Below are 22,742 nucleotides of genomic sequence, written 5' to 3'. Positions count from 1 at the left end.
TATAATAAATTATTAAATGATAGACTACTATATTTATTACTTAGACTGACATTCTTCTGTCTGCATAACCTTTTTGACCTGATTATCCTCAACTAAGCTTTTAGGCCTATAGCAGTACGTAATTGTAGCTGCAATAAGACAACAAACTGCAACTGCTATTCCTATTGCTAACATTTCCAAGTAAACTGCAACGGCCACTCCTAATGCAATACCAGCTATTGCAAGTGCAGAAGCAGCTGCGACATACTTTTTTGTGTTTTGTAGATCATTCTTTGAATTGCTTGGTACGGTTGCTGAATAGCCTAAAGATGACATAAATTCCAAAAATCCCTTATTTCCTTGTTTTTTTGCCATATCTAAAGAGCTTTCTTTCAAAGGAGTATTTAATGGTTTCTTAATAATTGGATCATTTTCTAAATACGGGCTTGCACCATTGTCTATTAGCAATTTTGCAGATTTTTTATGCCCTTCATTTATTTTTCGATTATAAGCTATAACATGCAACGCAGTACCAATATACCTACTTTGTGTATTAACATACTTTTTTTTATCTTTTGCTGCACCTATCAAAATGGCAACTACATCAGAATGACCATTATCAGCAGCTAAGTGCAGTGCAGTTTCACCATTATTATCCTGTAAATAAAGATCTGCTTTTTTTTGTAAAAGTAACCTCACTACTTCCAAATTGCCTTGTACAGAAGCATACATCAAAGGAGTAAAGTTATGCCGATCTTTAGCATCAACTGTTGCGCCACGCTCTATTAGCAATTCCGCAACATCTAAATGTCCATCGTACGCTGCTTCATGTAAAGGAGTTACTCTGCTGCCTGTACTACTCACTGAATTAACATTTGCACCGTTATCAAGTAAAAGCTTCACAAAATCTTTATGACCATTTCTAGCAGCTAAATGAAGTGCAGTGTCACCACCTACTTTTGTTTTTGATTTAATCTCAATATTTGCACCACATTCTAGTAAACGCCTGCCAAGCTCAACATCACCTTTTTGTGCTGCAACGTGTAAACGAATAAATCCATCATTATCATAATCTGTGAAACGTTCATTAATATCGTCTAGTAAACTTTCCCTACCAGCTTTTAATTCCTCAGGAATGATAAGTGTTACTTTACCATTTTCATACTCTACTTCACCATTATGAAATTTAAGTGTGAATCTAAGTAAACTGTCTAATTCACATATCTCCTTCTCTGGCTCATCAGAATTGCGTGCCACCATTGATGACTTATAGTTAATGCGTACATAATTCTCATCAGAACAATCGATGTACATGATCTTCTTGTAAGAATCGCTAGAAAGTACCTGATATTTTATTAATATACTATGTATTCGGATAGCAAGGAAAGCCATATACCCCGCTTGATTACAACTTGTGGTTAATTCCTCTATGAGGGAATCATTCGGAACCTCTGCTTTAGCATGTTTAAAAATTTCCGTAAAAACATACTTTGCAAACAGACGTTTATCATCTCCCTCATTATATTTATCATATAACCCTTTAATGAAACTATTATCTATAGTGCGATCATTGATTACAAAAAAATCCGTTCTATATAGGTCTTGATAAGCTGTGTTACCAGACTTTACATCTTCATTATTCTCATTTGCCTTTACTTGACCCAGCAGAGATTGCGTTAGCTGAAATTCTAACGTAGTTACTGCACTAGATTTAGTATCAGAATTATTAACGCCAGATTCCTCTTGACTTTCATTACCTGAATCCTCAGAACGACGGCGCTCTTTTTCCTCTCGTTCTAAAATTTCAAACCCTTCTTCAGTTCCTGAATCCCTAGAATCTGATTTCTTTAAAATTTTGTTTGATTCCTGTGATACAAAATCTGAACCTAACATGTTTTTCCTCACTAATTAGTAGCTAAGCTAAGTGTAGCATTAAATGGCAATTTTGTCAACTTAGCAAGCATCTCTTCGTAGTCTACCAAGTTTTTATCTATTAATAATCAATATAATTATAATAAATTATTAAATGATAGACTACTATTTCTTAACTTGCTTCTACAGCAGCATTACGAACAACCTCCTCAACATCTGGTCCTTTAAGTGGACCTGAAGGTGCCTTATTATAATAATGTACAGCTATAGCAGCAACTATACAGAAAGCTCCAATGCCTGCCGCTACTCCTGCTACCAGCAAACTAGTACCGAGAACAAAATATGCAACTGGTGCAGCAGCTAATGAAAGTACTCCAGTTACTGCAAACATCCATGTAGCCACAGTAGGCCATTTTACGCTATTCTCTTTTGTGTAAATTTTGTTGCTATTACTAGCTTGCTTATTAGCTACTGATTTTGGTTGTATATTTTCGTTAGCAACTTGTTCTACATGCTTGGCGGGTTTATTAGAAGTTTGCTCTTTTCTGTTATTATCAATTGATATTACGGTATTAACACTTTCATTTGCAAAACCTAATGATGATGATTGAGGTAGAACAGTAAAATCTTCTTCATTGTGTGCAGTACCACATTGACTTTCGGGAATAGGCGATGTACCCTCATCTACAGCTGTAGGTATTGTCAAATTTTGATTATCTTTTTCGTCATTTAGATCATCAGACTTTTCCTCAGTGACCATTGAAGGCATTTCTGCTGCAGTTTCAGGTACTTCTGTTTCATAAATAATATCAAACGAAGGAGGATCTGAAGAAATTCTAGCAGAATCGTCACTTTCAAGTTTAGAAAAATCATCATCTTCAGAACTCAGTGATGGTGAATCCGGCTCGCTTTCTTTACGCTCCACTACAGGAATTTCTTGGCTACTTGCAGTAGCAGCTATATTACCACTCACTGATAATGCAGCAACATGCTCGAACTCTTTTTCAAGAAATATTTTAATTTCTGCGAGTTTGCTTTTAGATACTTTATCTTTCTTACCAACTTCCGTCTTATTAGCGTCTTCTAAGGCTTTATTCAAGATTTGCTTTGTGTCTACACTATTGTCCTCTTTCCTTACCTTTTCCACTAAAGACATTACTCCTTCATAATTAAGAGCGAAGATAGCATCAGACAACATTTCCCCTACGGTTTTTATATTTTGATCACTACTATTCATTTTACCCCTCCTATAATTATTATTATCTATAGTTTCTTCTATTGAAACCTTTTTATTATTCATAATATTTTCTTCTTCATCAACAATACTCCTTTGTGGCCGTTGATTATCAATATTTTTGGATTCTGGATCTTTTTTAATATTTAAATGCAAAGGTGTTTTATCATCTAAACCTTCAAGAAATTTTGTGATTTTTGATCCACTAGAAGATTTTTCCCTGTTTTCTTCCCTTACCAAATATAAACTTTTCGTTCCTACCAGATCTAAAGCTGTTTTGCCATCTCTATCTTTAATGTTCCAATCAGCTCCCTTGTTTACAAGTAATTTTACTATTTCAAATTTATCATGGTAAGCAGCCCAATGTAAAGCTGTTCTGCCATGCCTCTCATCTTGAACATCAACATTAGCACCATTTTCAATAAGTAAGCTTATTAGTTTAAAATTATCACGTGCTACAGCATAATGCAAAGGTGCAATTCCAGAATTATCTATACTATTAATATCAACAACTTTACGATTAACAATTACCTCTGCCGCTTTACTTTCAGGAGCTAAGTGTATAGCATAGTGCAAAAGTTTAGATGAAAAAATAATTCTACCTTCAGCCTCAGTATTCTTAAACCTATTTAGTATCACTTCTACGCATTTTTGATTACCAACAAAAGATGCCCTTTCAAGTTTTTTACATATACCATCCAAAAACATAGTATGATTCGGCTTATCCAAATGCTCTAATAAAAACTTAATATAGCATTGTCCACCAACACCAATAAGTAGCCTATCGAGCCCTTCATCTTGCGTAAATAACATACTTTTATGCGTTTCTGCATATCTTTCCACAAGCGTATCATTAGCTGCAATGGCTAGTAGTGAAAGCTCTTTTACTGAATGATTATAATAACCATTTGTTTCATCATAACTATTATTCAACAGCACATTGTGCGTATGATCAGTCAAATTAAGCTGTTGAGAGCAAAAATCCTTCAAATTACCACAATTCAAATCAGTAATAAATCTATCGCTTTCCTCTATATTATTTATAGTTTTATCTAAATCTGCATAATCACCATAATTTTTTGCTTTATTTATAACGTCTATTAATCCATCAAAGGTTAAATTTTTAGGGGTAATGGTAAATTCTTCTTCATTATGCCTTGGTTCTATATTAACCTGATCTTGAGGCCAAAATAACTCTGTTGCTACAACTGTTGTAACTTCTGCAACACCTACCAATACATTCGCAACATTACCTAAAATGCCTGGATCAGTAACTACTTTGTTTGCTACTTCACTACTATCAGATGAACTCTCAGTAATAGACAAGTCTTCAGCAGCAAATGACTTAGGTCCTTCATTCATATTTTTCTCAAGAGTCTCTGTAATTCTATTATCCTCATCTTCGAAATGCCTATTTATTTCATCTAACAAACTTTTGCCATCAGCTTTGTAATTCTCTAATTGTTCAGGAATGGCAAATGTTACTTTGCCGTTTTCATACTCTACCTTACTATCTCGAAACTTAAGGGTGAACTCTAAAATAGCATCAACCCTGCATATTTCCTTATTCGTATCAAGTTCTCTAACAGGCATACTTGGACAATACTGAATATTGAGAGAACCTTGGCTATTATATACAATACTTATCTTTCTATCGTTGGCATGAGGCAAGCTTAGTTTATGCTTAGAGAATATAGGAGAGAGCTGCATTAACAAAGAGCCATCATACCCAGCCTGATTGCAATTAGTAATTAACTCTTCTAATATATTGTCATTTGGAGTTTCTGCCTTAGCATATTTAAACATTTCTGTGAAAACTTGCTTAGCAAACAGGCGGTAATTTGCATTTTCACTCGAAATTAAGTGATTGTGCTGGCAATATGACTCGTGAACATACGCTTTGCTTATTGTTTGCCCATTAATTACAAAATCCATTCTTTCCAAATCAAGTTGTGCTTGCTTGCCAGAATTTGCATTCCTATTATTCTCACCTGCCTTTACTTGACTTAGCAAAGATTGTGTTAGCTGAAATTCCAATTCAATTGCTCTGTTAGTATTTTGTCCTTCCTCAACCTCTGAACAATTGCCTGAATCTCCAGAATGACGATGCTCCTTAATTTCTTCTCGCCCTAAAATTTCAAACTCCTCTTCAGTGCCTGAATCTCCAGAATGGCGACGCTCCCTTTCTTCTGCAGTATCTACTGCTGGCGGCATGAGCCCACCAAGTAAATTCCACCCCATGTTTTACCCCCTAATTATTAGCTAAACTAAGTATAGCATTAAATAGAAATTTTGCCAAGCAAGTTATTGAGCCTTTTAGCAAATAGACTTACGTCTTCCATCTCTTCACCTTCCACTATACAAGCTTGATAGAACAATAAGTAAATCATATCTCCAAGTGTTGGATTTTCACCATTTTCAGCGTGAGATTCCATTATGTTTCTTATCAAAGGATGCTTAATGTTAATTTCAAGTACTTTTGGCGTGCGGTAATTTAGCTGCTTCTGTTCACGTAAAAAACGCTCCATACGGAGATCCATAGTTCCTTCATCAACTGCTAGACACACAGGACTATCGGTTAATTTCTTAGAGATCTTTACACTTTTTACTAAGCTTCCAAGAACCTTGGTGAAGTATTCGAGTATAGAATCCGCGTTTTCTTCGCTTTTGTTTTCATCTGATTTATTTTCTTCATCTTTCTTACCTTCTTCTGAAGAGAATTTTTCTAAATCAACATCTGCACGAGTTACAGACTTAAATTTTTGATCTTTATATTCATGAATTACGCTAGTCCAGAAATCATCAACTGGATCAACAAATAGAAGCACCTCCAATCCCTTACTGACAAATCCTTCAAGTTGTGGACTGTTTTTCACTGAATCGAGACTATTACCTGTGAGATAGTAGATATGTTCCTGTTCAGGCTTCATTCTGCTTATATAATCATCAATGCTAACTAGCTTACCATCACTGGTGCTATGAAATCTGCAAATGGAAAGCAATGCTTCTCTTTCATCAGTTGGCATAGCTTCGCAAAGACCTTCTTTTAACACCGCACCAAAATTGCCCCAGAATTTTGTATATTCCTCTAAATTCTCTTTTGCTTTTTTGCCGAGCTCTGATATTATGCGCTTAGTTAAAGATTTCCTAATCTGCTCAACTACACGATTATTTTGCAGTGTTTCTCTGCTGATATTGAGAGGCAAATCCGGTGAATCAACCACACCTTTTAAAAAACGCAAGTACTGCGGTATAATCTGCACATTATCTTCAGTGATAAACACTTTATTTACATACAATTTTACAGAGCAGCGTCTATCTGGATGAAATAAATCAAAAGGCTTGATAGAAGGAACATAAAGCAAGTTCGTATACTCTATTGCACCTTCATTTTTATTATGAAATATCATCCAAGGCTCACCGCCCACATGTGCAACACCACGGAAGAAGTCGTTGTGCTCTTCTGGAGTAACGTCATTTTTTGGCTTAGTCCAAATTGCAGCTTTGCTATTTAATTTTTCACTTTTTCCTTCTTCATTTACAAACTCAACGGGAAAATTTATGTGGTCAGAGTAAGTAGTAACGATGTTTTCAATACGGAATTTGTCTAAAAATTCGCTTTCTTCAGGACGCATGATGAGCGTAATTTTTGTGCCACGAGAGATTTGACCATCTAATTTGCTGATTGAATACTCTCCATCTCCTTTAGATTTCCACACCCAAGACTCTTCTTCTCCGGCTTTCCTTGATTCTACTATAACTTCTGAAGCAACCATGAAGCTTGAATAAAAACCAACACCAAACTTTCCAATCAGCTCTACAGCTTGGCTCGAATCTTTATTATTCTTAATTGCATCCAAGAATTTTTGCGTACCAGAACTTGCAATCGTGCCAAGATTATCTATTAAATCTTGCCTGTTCATGCCAATTCCATTGTCGGTTATATACAGCTCATTCTTATCTTTACTGGAGCTAATAGTAATCTTCAACTCATCACTTGAATCTAATAAATCAGCATTTAATTGTGATTCATAGCGCAATTTATCACATGCATCTGATGCATTTGATATTAACTCACGCAAGAAAATATCCTTATTAGTATAAAGTGAATGAATTACTATATTTAGTACTTTGCCTACTTCAGCGTCAAATTTTAAACTTTCAGTTTCTTGTATGTTGTGCATTTTGAGCTCCATTATTAGCCTACTACTCTAATAATTTAAGTATTGCACTGCGATCTTTCAAGGTCACACATGCTAAAATTTATGTGGGCCAACTTATGGTTCCAATGCTAAACTGGAATAAGTACAACCATTGTGTCATGCAAATTAAGAAGAAAGTGCTAGAATATAATATCTCTTATTTGCTTCAAAGATTTGTTAGTCTTTGATTCTTTTTTTTTAAAAGTAGTCTCAAGAGAGATTTTAAGCTTTTTCCATTCTTCTTGACCATTTGGCATTAAATCACTCTCAATCTTCTCCAGTACTTTCTGAGGTGATGAATATAATTCCTCGTACAAATCAGTGTTTACTGACTGTAGTATTACTAAAAATGTAAATAAATTCGGATCAAGTAATTCTTCTTTTGCATGGTTCAAAAAACATAGCTTTATTCTCCTTATACAGTATTGTATTGCCTGCAGTGATAATGAGAAGCTTTCTGCATAAAATATAAAGCTATCTATAATTAAGCTCTTTGATTTTTTCGGTAATTCAGAACTTTCAAACAGTTTTCTTATAAACTGCTCTGTTGGCTGTTTTGGCAAATGCAAAGAGAGATCAGTAAAAGATTTTAGGCTAAAATTTGGTCCAAGTATTGTGCTAATTGCTCTTTGCACATTACTCTTATCTTGGCTAACAGAGATAATGAAAACCAGTCCCTCGACATCAAGCATGTACTTTATGGATTCTAAAAAATCGACAATGAATTTAGAGCGACATATATCAAGATCATCGACCATTATATAAATGTTTTTATCTTTCCTGATTTTATTAACCACATCTGCTAGTTGTATCTTAAAGTCTCTAATGTTCTCTTTTCTCCTTTGGAGAAGATTTAATTCACCCAAGACAAAACCAATGTCTTTCTTATCAGCCTCTTTTGCAGCATCGAGAAATACTGAAAGCATAGCAAGTGGAGATTTACTGATCAGCTTTCCTAATGTATTGAGAGAAAATAGTTCTTGGTTTATGTTTTTGAACTGCTGTATAACACTCCTTTTTACTTTGTATGATGCGAATAGATCCTCAAACAAGAAATGCAAAAAAGAAGGCAATGGTTGATCTAGCGCACTAATATCCCATGCGCTGTAATAAGCTGCAATTTCATTTTGCTGCTCTAGATCCTTTACCCATTCTTTCAAAAAAAATGTCTTACCCCACTTATCATATCCTTCTAAGGATACGATTGAAAAAGACTTATCGATTGTCTTGATTATAGAACTAAATTTACTTGCAATTTGCTTATAACCCAAGCAATCACCTTCCCAATTTATTACCTTAGGCAATTGTTTCTCTTCTTTTTTTCTGAAGGTTATTAGCGATGTAAGTTTTTTTAAGCACATACCTTACTTTATATTTAACTCATACTCTTGTCTTGACGTAAGCGCTATCTTCAGAGTCCCTTCATCTAGGTAGTCAATTTCTCCACCTATCGGTATACCACAAGCAAGGCGCGATATTTTTACATTCGAATTCTTTAGCAATTCAATTATATATTGCGCAGTAACTTGGCCTTCTAATGTCGGATTGATTGCAATAATGACCTCTTCAATTTTAAATTCTGTAACTTTTTTGGGAATGTTATCAAGATTCAGTTCTTTTGGACCTATGCCATTTATTGCTGATAGCCTTCCACCCAAAACATGATACATACCTGAATATATATTCCCTTTTTCAAATGCCCATAGATCACCCAATTCTTCTACTACACACATTAACTTGGTGTCACGCTTTGGGTTAGTACAAATAGAACACGGCGATTTAGTATCTAGGTTTCCACAAATTTTGCACTCTATTATAAGATCCGCTAGCTCTCTAATCAAAGATGCAAGCGGTAGCATGACTTTCTCTTTATTTTGGAGCAAATGTATAACTAACCTTCGTGATGATGATGGACCTAAACTTGGCAATTTAGAAAAAGCATGAACTAAATTCTTTATATTAATGTTCATTTAACAAATTCAGGATATAGTTTATAAAATGATAACATCAAACCTTTCGTAAAGAAAGCTTAGTTTGATTGGCTATGAAAAAGATTTCCCACTTTTTTTTAGAACTGTCTTGAAAAAATTAATGTAATCACAATCTACTGTAACCTAACTCTGATTCAGGTATAACTGAAATTATCTCACACATTTGCGTAGTTACTACGGTACTTCTTTTTTGAAAATGACGTAATTTATTTTTCAACATATTTCTTTCTTCCACATAACTGTCCGATTCTTTATTCAAACTAGAATTTTTTTCTTCATACTTGGAAAGTATTGTATCGATCAAATAATTAAAAAATAATATTAGACCTGTAGTGTTGGAGAGCAATTCAAGAGAATAATATAACATATCTTCACTCACTTCTTCATTTATTATGTCATGAGAATTTTTATACATTCTAAAACAAGAGCCGAAGGCTGCTAAGCATACGCAAGTAAGTTTTGTTTTGTTTAGGACGCACTTAATTCGCGCTAGTTTTTTATTATTATCTTCTAATTTTATACGCAACTCACTAATTTTACTACTATAGTGCTTAATAAACAATTCTATTGCCTCTTTGTTATTAGCATAATTATATGCTTTGTAAGATTCCTTATCCATAAATTCAGTATCTATATCTCTTGATTTTAGAAGCTCTTTGATTACTTCATTCTTGCCAAGAAGCACAGCTTCGTGTAGAGGTGTGTACTCACTTTCAACATCTTTCCTTCTGTTAATATGTTCACGAGTTAAGTAGTCGAAAAGAACTGAAACGCATTTTGAATTATTACCTTCAATAGCCAGAGTAATTACATCTTTTTCGTCTTTGTTCTTAGTATTAATAACTTTAGAAAGCGGCTTTTCATTCTCTTGCTTACGTTCAAAATATTTGTGCTTGTAAAACTCATTTGAACAGTATGGTTCCTTAAGAATAGACAAAAGCTTTTTTACAAAATCAGCACGATTTTTTTTTATGGCCAAATGTAAAGGTGTGTCCTGATTTTTCTTATCTTGCAACAATAAGGCATCATACAAACAGCCCTCTTTATATAGAGAATCAATCTCTTGGTCAAAATAGATATCTTCTTCTTCTCCTTCACAGATATTTAATAGCCGTGACCCTATACTTTCTGTAGTACTGTAATCAATTGCAGAGCTACGTTTCACTTTAGATTGATAAAGGTTTATGTTCATACTACCCCTGCCTTTAAACAACCCAGCTATACCTCTAAACAGTTCAGCTATACCTGATTCACTCCGAGTGGCACAAGGTGTTTCATCTGGAATGTTAATCTCAACATTTTCACTAGAAAAAAGTTCTAAAACATGCGAGCTGCTTCTTCTACTGGAAAAAGGCACATCGTTCTTTTTATCTTTAATCTCAGCACTCTTTGCATTCAAAGAATTTAGAGAGTTAGCTAAACAATCAAGATCTGTAGCATTTTTAGACTCAAGGTCTTCTGCTTGAAAATTTGCTGCAGTGTTTATTTCACCTTTCATATTTCTTTATTTTACAGGGATTGCATTTCAGGTAGGGTATCTCATCTTTAAAATTTTTCAACTCTATTTAAATTTTTTTAAAATAGTTTTTGATAAAAATATTTATGACACTAACTTTTTGGTTCTCTTGTTAAACTTTTACAAGACAGAATTATTTTATAGCTAAAAAAATTACTTCCGCGTATTTTGAATCCAATTATAATTACAATTAGAGATATTTATTGAGCTCAAAAATCTATCTCCGTCTGCAGACCTTTTTTATTAAACTCATAAAAAATGTAGCGTATCCTCTTCAGTGTATACTTAATTTCTGTCATATGTGCGCTGCATTTTTTTCTAATCTTTTTTACAGGGGGATTTTATGTCCAGAATTCCAGATATTTGACCTTTACTTTAGCTAATAAAAACCAACTGGTACCTGCGGTTTTTATAGCTACGTTTCTCAAACAAGTTTCAAATGAATAGATTTCTTGCATAACTGGAATTCAAAAGTTGATATCATTCTAGCGCGTGACGCTAGAATCCAGTCCTTTTGTGCAAAAAACGTTGTAAAGTGTTTACCAACTTAGTTGGATCCCAGTGGGCTTTGTTGCATCGCTCAAGTGAAAAGAACTGGCAGTTACTGACAAAATTCATTATAAAACAGCCATTTAACTGTTGAAGAAAAAATATGCCACAGAAAATGAAAGTCAGTAACCAAAACGAATATAACAAATTCCTTGAAAAAAGGGGGAATATTTTTCGTTACATCGATGAAGCTATCGAAAATTGGTATGAAAATAGTCCAAAAATGCAGGGCGGCAACTATATTTATAGTGATAAAGTTGTGATTTTAGTGCATATAATCGTCAGTTTCTTTAGAATTGGTTTAAGACAAACAGTCGGGTTTATAAAAGGATATCTGCAACAAATAGGAAAAAATTTGCAGCTATTCACAAGCATCAAAAAAAACTTAATATTAAGATAAATGATTGCAGGATTGATAAAAGCAACATGGAAAATATTGAAATTATCATAGATAGCACAAATTTACAGTAACACTCCTGGCTACAGTAAGGAAAACAGTGCAGATAGAAAGTACCGAAGCTACGAGCAAGTAAGAAAGTTACATGTTATGTTAAGTGTGAATAGTAAAAAAGCTATAGCTGCAAGATACAGTAATGGCGTCTACTCTGACCACTTGCGATTTGCTTGAAGAAGTTAATTTTCAGCACAAAATAAAAGCATTATATGCAGATAGGGCATACGATAGGCAAAAACTTTATAAATTGTGTAAGAAATACGATATAAAGACAAAAGTTCTACCAAAAAAGGATGCAGCAGAACATTCAAAAATAGATTATATGTCTGACAGAAATGCTGCTATTAGGTTAATAAAATTATATGGACAAGATGGTGTAAAAGAGTGGAAAAAGGAAGTACATTATGGGAAAAGATCTTATATAGAAGGATTTTTCTCAAGGTTGAAGCAAGTATTTGTTTAGGAATAAATCTGAAGTAAATCGTGAAAAAGAATTACTAATTAAGTGCTATTTGCTCAACAAATTCACTGGTATTGGTATGGCTAAATTTGAGATAGTTACATGAATTTACCATAAATCACCATCTCATAAAGTGTGATGCAACAAAGCCATCCCAGTATCAGCTACTCTGATGACAGAAGAAGAGTATTTTAGGTAACAGCTGTTTACTCCAAAGTAATGTTGCAAAAGGTCTAACATATAAATTATAAGACTAATATAGAATATACCTTGCTAAAAAAAAAAAAAAGTATAACCTTTTATAAGGTATGCAGGCAAAAATTCTGTAACTTGGTCAGGTCAGAAATGAAGCAACCATATCAGAATCTTTTTGGGTTGCATACCTATTTGTACTATTTGTTTTATTCTAGGCTATGAACATAGCATTAAAATATCGTCCTAGTAGCTTTAAAGATTTAGTAGGTCAAGATATATTGGTGCGTATACTAGAAAATGCTTTTACTCTCAACAAAATTCCACAATCTATACTGCTTTCTGGTAGCAGTGGAATTGGTAAAACCACCACTGCAAGAATAATAGCTTTATGTTTGAATTGCTCATTGGGGCCAACTTTTGAACCTTGTGGATCATGTACAAGTTGTCTGGCAATAAAAAATTCAAGCCATCCAGATGTAGTTGAAATCGATGCGGCAAGTCACACTAGTGTTGAGGATGTTAGAGCGATCTTGGGAGATATTTGCTATTTACCAATAAGTTCTAAATTTAAAGTTTACATTATAGATGAAGTACACATGTTATCCAGTAATGCATTTAATGCATTACTTAAAACTCTAGAAGAACCACCATCTAGCGTAAAGTTTATTCTAGCAACTACAGAAATAAAAAAGATACCAATAACTGTTATTGCACGTTGTCAAAGGTTTGACTTACATAACATTCCTTCAGCTAAGATAATGGAGCGTTTAAATGATATTGCACAAAAAGAAAATTATTTTATTGAAAAAGAAGCATCGGAATTAATTGCGCACCACTGTAGCAATTCAATGCGTAACGCTTTATTTTTGATGAATCAAGCAGTGCTATATAGCAAAGATGGTACAATATCCACTCAAAGTGTTACAGACATACTTGGTCTAGTAGATAGAAACGTTATATTTGATCTACTGGAAGCAGTATTAGACAGTGATTTACAGAAGGCTTTGTTAGTATTCGACAATGTGGTAAAAACAGCAAATCCGCTCAATATTTTTGAAGATCTACTGCAAACAATCCAGTTAATATGCCGTTTTTTAATTACAAAAGAGATTGATACAGAATATGAGAAGAGCAGAGTAAAAGATTTGAGTGCAAAAAAGTCTTTAATATTTTTTTCGAGATTGTGGAAGGTGCTGCTTAAGGGTATTCAAGATATAAAGGTTTCAACATGCAATGAAATTGCCGCTGAAATGATATTAATTAGCCTTTGTTATCTTTCTGATTTGCCTTCTCCGGAACAGGTGATCAAAAAAATTCTTTCACAGAATGTAGAGCAAGGAAATAGACAGGGCAGACCTGTTGCACCTTCCCCCTCTGTCGTCCAAGTAGCTGACTACTCGGATCCAAAAAAATATGTGGAAAAACCCCACTCTGTCATCCCAGTGCGCGACACTGGGATCCATGTGAAAAATAAACAACAAAATTACGATTTTGATAAGATTTTGCAACTATTAAGGCGAAGTAACCAAATTTATCTTTACAAACAACTGTGTAGTAATCTAAAATTAATAGATTGTAAATTTGGGTATTTAAAATTAAAAGCTGTATCTAACTTGAACAGTAATTTTTGTAATGACTTGAAAAGTTACTTAAATCAAGCTACTAATCAGGAGTGGGTTATTATAGTTGATACGAGTTATATGAATAGGGAAGTGAGTAATTTAAATTATGCACCTGTAGTTAAGGATATATTAAATACGTTTAAAGGTGCAAAGGTAGTTAATATAGAAAATAAGGAGTAGGTTGTGGATTTCAGTCAAATAATGAAGCAAGCGCAAGAAATGCAAAAAAAGCTTGCGGAAGCCCAAGAAAAATATATTGGAAAAGAGTTTCAAGGTATTTCTGGTGGTGGCAAAGTTTCTATATTAGTGGAAGTTATAAAAATAGGTGGCTATAAAGCTAAAAAGGTAAACATAGACTTAGAGCTTATGAGAAATGAAGAAAAAGACATAGTAGAAGATTTAGTGACAGCAGCGTTTAATGATGCCATTAAAAAAGCAGAAGAAGATATGGCAAATGCAACCTCTGATCTTGCAGGTATGATGGGGTTACCACCTGGATTTAAACTTCCTTTTTGAATTTATTTCTATACTACTGAAATTTCTTTTAGTGTAAGTATTTTTTTTCTAATATTTCCAACGCTAGTACTTCTTCATATAATGCACCTATAGCTAGCACAGCCCTACGTCATACCGCCGCGGTATAGATTCCGCTAACAAGTAGCGGAATGACGAGGTCTTTCGATAGTAAATCTTACCTATGTTAGCTATACCAAAAAATCAAGAGTAAAAAAAGTAGAGTAACTCTATTTATTAATTAATAAAATCTTTGTATTTTCCTAAAAGTTAGTTAAGATACAGAAGGTTTTGTGTTATTAAGTTAGCACTTGACTTAACTTTAGTTATTATTTAGACTGCTAAAGTGGAATTTTAATTTTTTTAACGAGGGCAATTATGCATTATAAAAAGTTTTTTTCGGCAGCTGCTTTAGCGACGTTGCTAAGCCTATCAAACTCTGCTTTTTCATCAGACCCTATTGGTCCAATAAGTGATGAAGAAACTAGCTACTATGTTCGTTTACAATACAACGGTGAAATTTTACCTCTTTATACAAAAGTTAATGGTATTACAAATACAACAGGTAAAGAAAAGGATAGTCCCTTAACAAGATCTTTTATAGCTGGTGGTGGTGCATTTGGTTATAAAATGGATGACATTAGAGTTGATGTTGAAGGGCTTTACTCACAATTGACTAAAGATGCAACTGTAGTATCTGATAACAAGGCTGCAGATAGTGTAACAGCGTTTTCAGGATTGGTTAACGTTTATTACGATATAGCGATTGAAGATATGCCTATCACTCCATACGTTGGTGTTGGTGTTGGTGCAGCATATATCAGCAATCCTTCAAAAGCTGATGCAGTTAAAGAGCAAAAAGGATTTGGTTTTGCTTATCAAGCAAAAGCTGGTGTTAGCTATGATGTAACTCCAGAAATCAAACTCTTTGCTGGTGCTCGTTATTTTGGTTCTTATGGTGCTAGTTTTAATAAAGAAACAGTATCAGCTACTAAAGAGATCAACGTCCTTTACAGCGCTGTTGGTGCGGAAGCTGGAGTAGCGTTTAGTTTCTAGTCTATCTTTGTCTTATTATCCCAGTGGGTTTTTCTTGTCATTCAAGTAGCATGACACTGGGATCTAGAAAAAAGAAATGTGAATTCCAGTGTTTGAGCACTGGAATAACACATTATTTATTTAATGTAGTTTTTATCGTTACACGCTGGCAATTTTAATTCTACATTTAGGTAGCTGTTGTTAAGATCTCAACTAGATATAAAGTTATGCTTTTTTAATTAAAGCTTGAATTTTTCACTGAAAATCAATATATTATATGTACAGAGTTTTAATTTAAGTTATTATGTTGACCCCAGTAGCAAATTTATGTGTTAATAGTAGCACTAATCTCATGCAATATATTGCTGAAGTGCGAAAATTTCCTATGCTTTCCCAAGAAGAGGAAGTGCGATTAGCAAAAAATTGGCAAGAATACCAGGATATTTCTTCTGCTCACAGGTTGATTACTAGCCATTTGAATTTGGTAGTAAAAATTGCAATGAAATTTAAGAATTACGGTCTATTGTTGATGGACCTGGTCATGGAAGGAAATATGGGTTTAATGCATGCAGTGAAAAAGTTCAATCCTGACTTGGGATTTCGTTTTTCAACTTATGCAGTATGGTGGATTGAAGCTTCAATGAAAGACTTTATATTAAAATCTTGGTCACTTGTAAAAATAGGTACAACGCAAGCACAAAGGAGATTGTTTTTTAGTTTACGTAAAATAAAAAAAAGAATTTCACAATACACAAACAGAGAAACTTTGAGTAAAGAAGAAATAAAAGCAATATCAAATGAGCTTTCTGTATCTGAAGAAGATGTTGTACAGATGAGCTATCGTCTGGCTTGTAAGGATCAGTCGTTAAATAATTGTATAAAAATAGGTGATGACTCTAAAAAGGAGTTACAAGATATGATTCCGTGTAATTTAGTTAGTCAAGAAGTAGCTTACCAGAATCATGAAGAAAAGGCATTAAAAGAAACAATTTTAAGCAATGCGCTGGCAAGTCTTAATGAAAGATCAAGAGACATTTTCATTAGCAGATATTTATCTGAAAGTACTCAGACTTTGGATGAGCTTAGCAAAAAATATTGTGTTTCAAGAGAAAGAATAAGACAATTGGCTAAGCAAGCAATGAGTAAGGTAAAACAACATGTAAAATCAGAGAGTTTGAAACTTGGTTTACATGCGTAGTCTTTTTGTATTTCTAATACTTTTTTCAATAGGTACTCTTGCATCGGTTAGTAACGTACAACTGAAGGAAAAATATAAAGATTGGCTTGTGTACACTGCATTGGAAGATGGTGAAAAAGTGTGTTATATTGTATCTCATCCTAAGAAAAAAAGTGAACATTATACAGCCGATCGCAAGCCGTATGTAATGGTCAGTTACGTTGATAAAAAAGCAGATGAGGTGAGCGTCACTTCTGGCTTTCAGTATAATAATGAGCCTGTAGTTCTCAATATCGATAAAAAAATTAAATATCAATTGCCAATAATACAGGGAAGTCTTGCGTGGACAGATGATACAAAAATGGACCAAGATTTGATTCTAAAAATGAAGCAGGGATTATCAATGGTAGTTAATGGAAAAGTAAAAACAGCAAATGTTGATGATACTTATTCCTTGCTTGGCTTTCAAAAAGCGTACCAAAAAATGCATGACTTATGCCATACAAAGCAAATTATTGATCACTAAAGTATAAGATAGGCTGTTTTGTCTCTCAGACAAAAATATGGATATCACTTTACATAGAATATGAATATCATTTAAAATATATTTTTGAGAATTAATATGTCAAAAATTGTAGATATAGGAATCAAAGAACAAAGTTCTGTGTGTGAACAAATGCGTTTTAGTGTAAGTCGTGCAAGCCTTTTAAATACGCTATCCAGGGTAAGTGGAGTGGTTGAAAGGCGCAACGCGATAGATGTTTTAGCGTGTATAAATATCAAAGCACAACATGGCAGCATAAAATTGAAGGCTACTGATCTTGACATTTCAATATTTGCCTCACTTACTGCAAATGTATCAGCAGAAGGAGAAGTGAAAATCTCAGCACATACTTTACATGACATAGTGAAAAAATTGCCAACTAATTTGGATGTCAATTTCGAAATGAATAATCAAGGAAAATTATTGATATCCTGTGGAAATGCAAATTTTTCTTTACCGAACGTAGTTTCAAATAACTTCCCTGTTCTTGAAGAAGGTGATCATCAATACGATTTCACTCTACTAAGTGCAGATTTGGTAGACTTGTTGACTAAAACGAAGTTTGCTGTGTCGCTGGATGATACAAGGTATAATTTAAACGGGATATATCTGCATACAGATGAGCAATTTCTGTACTGCGTTGCAACTGATGGCCACCGTTTATCATGTATAAAAAGGCCTAAACCTGAAGATATCAACGGAGAATTTGGGGTGATCATTCCACGTAAAACTATCATGGAACTGTTGAAAGTATTGGGTGATTGTAATGAGATAAATATAAAACTTTCAGATAGAAAAATCAAATTTACATGTGGTGAGTATATTCTAATATCAAAATTGATAGATGGGACTTTTCCAGATTACAAAGCTGTCATTCCAACGTCTCAAGATAAACAAATGATTGTTGAGAGTAGCAAACTTGCTAGTGTTATAGACCGAGTTTCCGTTGTTGTGTCCGATAAAATAAAATCAATTAAATTTTCATTGCAAGAGAATTTATTAACTCTACATTCAAATTCCCAAGAGTGCAGTGATGCGACTGAGTCTATAGAGGTGGATTACGATGGAGCTCTTATGGAAGTAGGATTTAATTCTCGTTATTTGCTTGATGCTTTATCTTGTATAAAAAACAAATGTAAGGTCAGCCTATCAGATGGTAATAGCGCTACAATTATCACTGATGAAGATGATCCAAGTGCACTATACATAGTGATGCCAATGAGGACTTAAGCTAGTAATCTATCTTTACTAAGTATAAGCCGTGAGACGGCGCAGTGACCCCAGCGGCGTTTCTTTTACATTGACTTAATATGTTTAGCATTTCTTGTGGATTAGTTCTATTTTTTCCAAATTCAACTAAAGTACCAACAATAATCCTCACCTGGTTATGTAAAAAGGAAATCGCAGATATTTTGATGTATATGTGACTTCCGTTTTGTACTATATCAATATCATCGATTGTTCTGACCGGATTTGTAGCTTGACAATCTTTTGAGCGAAAGCTTGAAAGATTATGTTTTCCAAGCAGGTGTCTAGCAGCTTCACGCATGATGTTTACGTCAAGTGGGTTAAATACTTGCCACACATAACCGATTTCTAGAGCTGCAGGAGCGTAGCGATTAATTATTCTATATTCATAATATCTTTTTTTTGCTGAAAATCGTGCATGAAATGCATCATCTACAGCTTCTGCACTAAGCACAACTATAGGAATCGCTTTTAAGTGATAGTTTATTCCATTTCTTATTCTGTAAAGCTCAAATTGCCTTTCCATATTGAAATGAGCAACTTGCCCTAAAGCATGAACCCCTGTGTCAGTTCTGCCACCACAATGCAAAGAGACTCTCTCGCCACTGAAATTAAATATAGCGTTTTCTATGGTTTCCTGAATTGAGTTAGCAGAGTGTTGTTGCTTTTGCCAGCCAGAGAAACCACTACCATTGTATTCTATCGTTATTTTGTATCGCACTACAAAGTCTATCTATCTAATTTTAGGTAACTAACGTTCTTCGTTATTAAAAAACCCTTGGCAGATTGGTTGCGTTCAATTACCATGGAGACTATACAAGTTAATAAATGATCCATGGCACATAATCCAGAAGAAAGAAATAATGATAAGCAAAAAGCACTAGATAATGCAATAAGTCAAATTGAAAAAGCATTCGGTAAAGGTGCAATAATGAAGCTAAAGCAAAACCCTGTAGAAAAAATAGACACGATATCTACAGGGTCGATTGCACTTGATTCAGCTCTGGGTGTTGGGGGATTGCCAAAAGGACGTATAATTGAGATATTTGGCCCTGAGAGTTCTGGTAAAACTACCCTTGCTTTGCATGTAATTGCTGAAGCACAGAAAAAAGGAGGTTTATGTGCATTTATCGATGCGGAACACGCACTGGATGTTATATATGCTCGTAAACTTGGAGTGAAAACTGATGATTTGGTAATTTCACAACCAGACACTGGAGAGCAGGCGTTGCATATTGTTGAGTATTTAGTGTGTTCTAGTGCAGTTGATGTAATAGTTATTGATTCTGTTGCAGCACTAACTCCAAGAGCTGAAATTGAAGGGGATATGGGCGATCAGCACATGGGATTGCAAGCAAGGCTTCTAAGCCATGGACTCAGGAAACTAACTTCTGTAGTTTCAAAAGCAAACTGTATATTGATATTTATCAACCAAATTCGTATGAAAATAGGAGTAGTATATGGAAATCCTGAAACTACCACTGGTGGAAATGCGTTAAAATTCTATACTTCTATAAGACTTGATATAAGAAAAGTTGGTGCGATAAAGGATAAAGAGAATATTACGGGTAATGAAACAAGAGTTAAAGTTGTAAAAAATAAAGTTGCTCCTCCATTTAGAGAAGCAAAATTCGATATAATGTACAATGAAGGCATATCAAAATTTGGAGAAATAATAGATATAGGAGCAAAGCTTGGTGTGCTTGAAAAGGCAGGTGCTTATTATTCATATAACAATACGCGTCTTGGCCAAGGAAGAGAAAATGTAAAAAGTTACCTCAAGGCAAACAAAGAAATTGCAAATGAAATAGAAACAAAAATCAGAGATTTATTTAAAAATCACGATAACTCTATTGCAATAGAAGAGGAGCGTGAACAACTTCTAGAAGAATCAGTATTCTAATCTAGATTAGGGTGAAGTTTTAGTATCCATTCAGATGCATGGATAATGTGCAAATGTTGAAATCAGTGCTTCTTTTCTTGTCGCCTAAGTAGCCCTTTTGGTGTCATCCCAGTGCTTGACACTGGGATCTAAGAAAATTCACAGGCAAACTAATTCGGTAAGCTTATGCTAAATTAATGAGCTTAAATGAAAAATTGGATCCCAGTGTCAAGCACTGGGATGACACCATTTGTTACGCAAATTGTCACAATGTTCGTATAGCTGTGTGTTTGCACACTGACTATTTGTTCCTATATTTTTGTCTATCTTATTTTGCTACCCTGCTGAACGGATACAAGTTTTATATTGAATAGGATGTCCTGTTCAATTGCTATATTTCACACTCTCCCAACTGAGTTGATAAAAGCTGCGATATCTCCTTGTAGCATTAGGTGTATATTTTTTGCTATTTTTTCCACTAAGAGGATAACATTATCAAAATTTTCAAATTTTGATAATACATAATCTGCTAAGCTTTTCCGATTTTCAGGCCTACCTACTCCAAATCTCAAACGCCAATAATCGTTACCAATAAAGCTATCTATAGACTTAAGTCCATTGTGTCCAGCAGAACTACCACCTTTTTTTACTTTTATTCTTCCAAATTTCAAGTCAGCATCATCATGTATGACAACAATATTGTCTAGCGGTAATTTGTAAAAATTTTTTATTTTTGCAACAGGAATACCTGAATTATTCATAAATGAATAAGGTTTTATCAGCATGATTTTATTATTATTAATTATGCCAGAGGTTATCAAGTAATCAGCTTTATTAGAAAATGACTGAAAATTCCAATATTTGTGAATTGCGTCAATAACTATGAAGCCAATATTATGGTGAGTTAATTCATATTTACTACCAGGATTACCAAGCCCAGCTATTAAATGCACTACTCCTCTGTTTTTGTTTGAGGCTCTTCAACATCACTATCAGCAGCAGAGATTGTTACAATGGTGAAATTTTCTTCCTCATGAGCTACAAATTTAACACCTTCTGGCAATTTTACATCATTGATATGTATAGACTGACCAATCATTTTGCCAGACAAATCAATTTCTATGACTTGAGGTATTTTCTCAGGAGAGCATTTGACAGTAATAGAACGACACAAAACATTAAGCACTCCACCTAATTTGATTCCTGGTGATTTACTTTCATTGATGAATGATAAAGGTATATCTATTTTAATTTCACTACCTTTATCAACAAACTGAAAATCAACATGTTGCACAGTATCCTTTACTACATGCCATTGAATATCACGAACAAGAGCATATTCTTTTTTCCCTGAAATATCTAGTTCTATTAAATGTGCAGAAAGAGCACCTGATTTATATTGTTTAGTAAATTCCTTTGCAGACAATGTCAAATTTACGTTATCATGCCCTTTACCATATATAACTGCAGGTATACTTCCCTTCTCCCTCAGAACCTGAATCGCTTTCTTTTTTTTTACATCACGTAACTCTGCATTAATTGTTACCATTTCTTGCTGTGCCATCGATTACTCCTATTCAGCTAATCCTTTTTATATAATTTAATAATATAACATAAAAATATTTATTTCAAACTTCATTCTTTCACACTAATTCTTTGTGGAAAAATTTATTTAGATATATACTTAAGATTACGTAGTAAGAGCTATGAGTATTAACGATCAAGTAGTTTTTAAGATTTATAAGCCAACAAAAACTGCAACACAATCTGGCTTAGGTAATACAAAATTCTGGTACCTAAAAATTGAGCCTTGTTCTTACTATATTGAACCTTTGATGGGATGGGTTGGCTCAAAAGATCCCCAAAAACAGATTGTATTAAAGTTTGATTCTCTTGAAAAAGCAATATCTTACGCAAAGAAACACAACACAAAGTACACAATTGAAATGCCAAAAGATGTTAAAAGACTGCCAAAATCTTATGCAAATAATTTCGTATCAAAGTAAGTTTTATCGTAGTGTGTTTATCTAAAAACCTAAACCTAATCGTTACTATGATTTTGCTAACACACTAAGGTCATTTAGATAGTCGAACCTGGCTAGCTAGTATCAAAGAGTTATTTTTTAGGTATTTCTCCGTAAGACTGCAAGTTTTTTTGGATTACTCAAATAACTTCATTCTGCTTGAAGAACTTTTATGTTGCTTTGCACTAAATTAATTTCACGCTTTATTTGTGTTAGCTATTTATTTAGTGATTGGACATATAATT

The 22,742-nt window shown here is 33.9% G+C and carries 17 protein-coding genes, 1 other RNA gene and 1 pseudogene; 10 read left to right on the top strand and 9 right to left on the bottom strand.

What is annotated here, in order from left to right; all coding sequences use genetic code 11:
• Positions 1-36: 36 nt before the first annotated feature.
• The 6 genes from OOK82_RS05480 to OOK82_RS05455 all read right to left on the bottom strand — a co-directional run bounded on the left by OOK82_RS05480 (position 37) and on the right by OOK82_RS05455 (position 10,776).
• Positions 37-1,872 (bottom strand): ankyrin repeat domain-containing protein, encoded by a 1,836-nt coding sequence (locus OOK82_RS05480; RefSeq protein WP_264686804.1) that lies wholly within the window; start codon positions 1,870-1,872, stop codon positions 37-39.
• 151 nt (positions 1,873-2,023) lie between these two features.
• On the bottom strand, positions 2,024-5,326 hold the full coding sequence (locus OOK82_RS05475; protein ID WP_264704544.1) for an ankyrin repeat domain-containing protein: 3,303 nt from the start codon (positions 5,324-5,326) through the stop codon (positions 2,024-2,026).
• Positions 5,327-5,364: 38 nt separating this feature from the next.
• Positions 5,365-7,269: a molecular chaperone HtpG gene (htpG, locus tag OOK82_RS05470; RefSeq protein WP_010403187.1), complete on the bottom strand. Its 1,905-nt coding sequence runs from the start codon at positions 7,267-7,269 to the stop codon at positions 5,365-5,367.
• A gap of 158 nt (positions 7,270-7,427) precedes the next feature.
• Positions 7,428-8,648 carry a KAP family P-loop NTPase fold protein gene (locus tag OOK82_RS05465; RefSeq protein ID WP_264704543.1) on the bottom strand — a complete coding sequence of 407 codons (1,221 nt, stop codon included), beginning with the start codon at positions 8,646-8,648 and terminating at the stop codon, positions 7,428-7,430.
• Between the two features lie 3 nt (positions 8,649-8,651).
• Positions 8,652-9,251 (bottom strand): recombination mediator RecR, encoded by a 600-nt coding sequence (gene recR, locus OOK82_RS05460; RefSeq protein ID WP_425384539.1) that lies wholly within the window; start codon positions 9,249-9,251, stop codon positions 8,652-8,654.
• A gap of 133 nt (positions 9,252-9,384) precedes the next feature.
• Positions 9,385-10,776 (bottom strand): ankyrin repeat domain-containing protein, encoded by a 1,392-nt coding sequence (locus OOK82_RS05455; RefSeq protein WP_264686806.1) that lies wholly within the window; start codon positions 10,774-10,776, stop codon positions 9,385-9,387.
• A 670-nt stretch (positions 10,777-11,446) separates the two neighbouring features.
• Here OOK82_RS05455 and OOK82_RS07760 point away from each other — a divergent pair.
• The 8 genes and pseudogenes from OOK82_RS07760 to dnaN all read left to right on the top strand — a co-directional run bounded on the left by OOK82_RS07760 (position 11,447) and on the right by dnaN (position 18,573).
• Positions 11,447-12,363: pseudogene (locus OOK82_RS07760) on the top strand (IS5 family transposase).
• A gap of 192 nt (positions 12,364-12,555) precedes the next feature.
• Positions 12,556-12,654, top strand: an RNA gene (gene ffs, locus OOK82_RS05440) — signal recognition particle sRNA small type.
• Between the two features lie 16 nt (positions 12,655-12,670).
• Positions 12,671-14,254: a DNA polymerase III subunit gamma/tau gene (dnaX, locus tag OOK82_RS05435; RefSeq protein ID WP_264686807.1), complete on the top strand. Its 1,584-nt coding sequence runs from the start codon at positions 12,671-12,673 to the stop codon at positions 14,252-14,254.
• Positions 14,255-14,275: 21 nt separating this feature from the next.
• Positions 14,276-14,590 carry a YbaB/EbfC family nucleoid-associated protein gene (locus OOK82_RS05430; protein ID WP_007302329.1) on the top strand — a complete coding sequence of 105 codons (315 nt, stop codon included), beginning with the start codon at positions 14,276-14,278 and terminating at the stop codon, positions 14,588-14,590.
• A 375-nt stretch (positions 14,591-14,965) separates the two neighbouring features.
• Positions 14,966-15,643: a P44/Msp2 family outer membrane protein gene (locus OOK82_RS05425; protein ID WP_264686808.1), complete on the top strand. Its 678-nt coding sequence runs from the start codon at positions 14,966-14,968 to the stop codon at positions 15,641-15,643.
• A 283-nt stretch (positions 15,644-15,926) separates the two neighbouring features.
• Complete coding sequence (locus OOK82_RS05420) at positions 15,927-16,820, top strand: RNA polymerase factor sigma-32 (protein ID WP_264704542.1); 894 nt, start codon at positions 15,927-15,929, stop codon at positions 16,818-16,820.
• Positions 16,813-17,325 carry an invasion associated locus B family protein gene (locus OOK82_RS05415; RefSeq protein WP_064085618.1) on the top strand — a complete coding sequence of 171 codons (513 nt, stop codon included), beginning with the start codon at positions 16,813-16,815 and terminating at the stop codon, positions 17,323-17,325. The genes OOK82_RS05420 and OOK82_RS05415 overlap by 8 nt, the downstream gene beginning before the upstream one ends.
• Before the next feature lie 96 nt (positions 17,326-17,421).
• On the top strand, positions 17,422-18,573 hold the full coding sequence (gene dnaN, locus OOK82_RS05410) for a DNA polymerase III subunit beta (protein WP_010407054.1): 1,152 nt from the start codon (positions 17,422-17,424) through the stop codon (positions 18,571-18,573).
• A gap of 1 nt (position 18,574) precedes the next feature.
• Here the strand turns inward: dnaN and truA are convergent, their stop codons facing one another.
• Complete coding sequence (truA, locus tag OOK82_RS05405) at positions 18,575-19,312, bottom strand: tRNA pseudouridine(38-40) synthase TruA (RefSeq protein ID WP_019236842.1); 738 nt, start codon at positions 19,310-19,312, stop codon at positions 18,575-18,577.
• A gap of 114 nt (positions 19,313-19,426) precedes the next feature.
• Here truA and recA point away from each other — a divergent pair, with 114 nt between their 5' ends.
• Complete coding sequence (gene recA, locus OOK82_RS05400; RefSeq protein ID WP_264686810.1) at positions 19,427-20,494, top strand: recombinase RecA; 1,068 nt, start codon at positions 19,427-19,429, stop codon at positions 20,492-20,494.
• Positions 20,495-20,871: 377 nt separating this feature from the next.
• On the opposite strand, the gene pth is transcribed toward recA, so the two are convergent.
• Positions 20,872-21,426 carry an aminoacyl-tRNA hydrolase gene (gene pth, locus OOK82_RS05395; RefSeq protein WP_264686811.1) on the bottom strand — a complete coding sequence of 185 codons (555 nt, stop codon included), beginning with the start codon at positions 21,424-21,426 and terminating at the stop codon, positions 20,872-20,874.
• Entirely contained in the window at positions 21,426-22,037 is a 612-nt protein-coding gene (locus tag OOK82_RS05390; protein ID WP_264686812.1) for a 50S ribosomal protein L25/general stress protein Ctc, read from the bottom strand. The genes pth and OOK82_RS05390 overlap by 1 nt, the downstream gene beginning before the upstream one ends.
• Positions 22,038-22,179: 142 nt before the next feature.
• Between OOK82_RS05390 and OOK82_RS05385 the strand changes: the two genes are divergently transcribed.
• Positions 22,180-22,479: an ETC complex I subunit gene (locus tag OOK82_RS05385; RefSeq protein WP_064085624.1), complete on the top strand. Its 300-nt coding sequence runs from the start codon at positions 22,180-22,182 to the stop codon at positions 22,477-22,479.
• The last annotated feature ends 263 nt before the right edge of the window (positions 22,480-22,742 follow it).

Source organism: Wolbachia endosymbiont (group B) of Apotomis betuletana (genome assembly GCF_947250475.1).
Lineage (GTDB): Bacteria > Pseudomonadota > Alphaproteobacteria > Rickettsiales > Anaplasmataceae > Wolbachia.
The sequence above is the reverse complement of the archived record's forward strand: the minus strand, read 5'-3'. Positions and strand labels throughout refer to the sequence as shown.

Excerpts from the sequence above, each read along its gene's own strand:
- OOK82_RS05480 (WP_264686804.1), bottom strand. The coding sequence starts at position 1,872 with ATGTTAGGTTCAGATTTTGTATCACAGGAATCAAACAAAATTTTAAAG.
- OOK82_RS05475 (WP_264704544.1), bottom strand. The coding sequence starts at position 5,326 with ATGGGGTGGAATTTACTTGGTGGGCTCATGCCGCCAGCAGTAGATACT.
- htpG (WP_010403187.1), bottom strand. The coding sequence starts at position 7,269 with ATGCACAACATACAAGAAACTGAAAGTTTAAAATTTGACGCTGAAGTA.
- OOK82_RS05465 (WP_264704543.1), bottom strand. The coding sequence starts at position 8,648 with ATGTGCTTAAAAAAACTTACATCGCTAATAACCTTCAGAAAAAAAGAA.
- OOK82_RS05455 (WP_264686806.1), bottom strand. The coding sequence starts at position 10,776 with ATGAAAGGTGAAATAAACACTGCAGCAAATTTTCAAGCAGAAGACCTT.
- dnaX (WP_264686807.1), top strand. The coding sequence starts at position 12,671 with ATGAACATAGCATTAAAATATCGTCCTAGTAGCTTTAAAGATTTAGTA.
- OOK82_RS05430 (WP_007302329.1), top strand. The coding sequence starts at position 14,276 with ATGAAGCAAGCGCAAGAAATGCAAAAAAAGCTTGCGGAAGCCCAAGAA.
- OOK82_RS05425 (WP_264686808.1), top strand. The coding sequence starts at position 14,966 with ATGCATTATAAAAAGTTTTTTTCGGCAGCTGCTTTAGCGACGTTGCTA.
- OOK82_RS05420 (WP_264704542.1), top strand. The coding sequence starts at position 15,927 with ATGTTGACCCCAGTAGCAAATTTATGTGTTAATAGTAGCACTAATCTC.
- OOK82_RS05415 (WP_064085618.1), top strand. The coding sequence starts at position 16,813 with ATGCGTAGTCTTTTTGTATTTCTAATACTTTTTTCAATAGGTACTCTT.
- dnaN (WP_010407054.1), top strand. The coding sequence starts at position 17,422 with ATGTCAAAAATTGTAGATATAGGAATCAAAGAACAAAGTTCTGTGTGT.
- recA (WP_264686810.1), top strand. The coding sequence starts at position 19,427 with ATGGCACATAATCCAGAAGAAAGAAATAATGATAAGCAAAAAGCACTA.
- OOK82_RS05390 (WP_264686812.1), bottom strand. The coding sequence starts at position 22,037 with ATGGCACAGCAAGAAATGGTAACAATTAATGCAGAGTTACGTGATGTA.
- OOK82_RS05385 (WP_064085624.1), top strand. The coding sequence starts at position 22,180 with ATGAGTATTAACGATCAAGTAGTTTTTAAGATTTATAAGCCAACAAAA.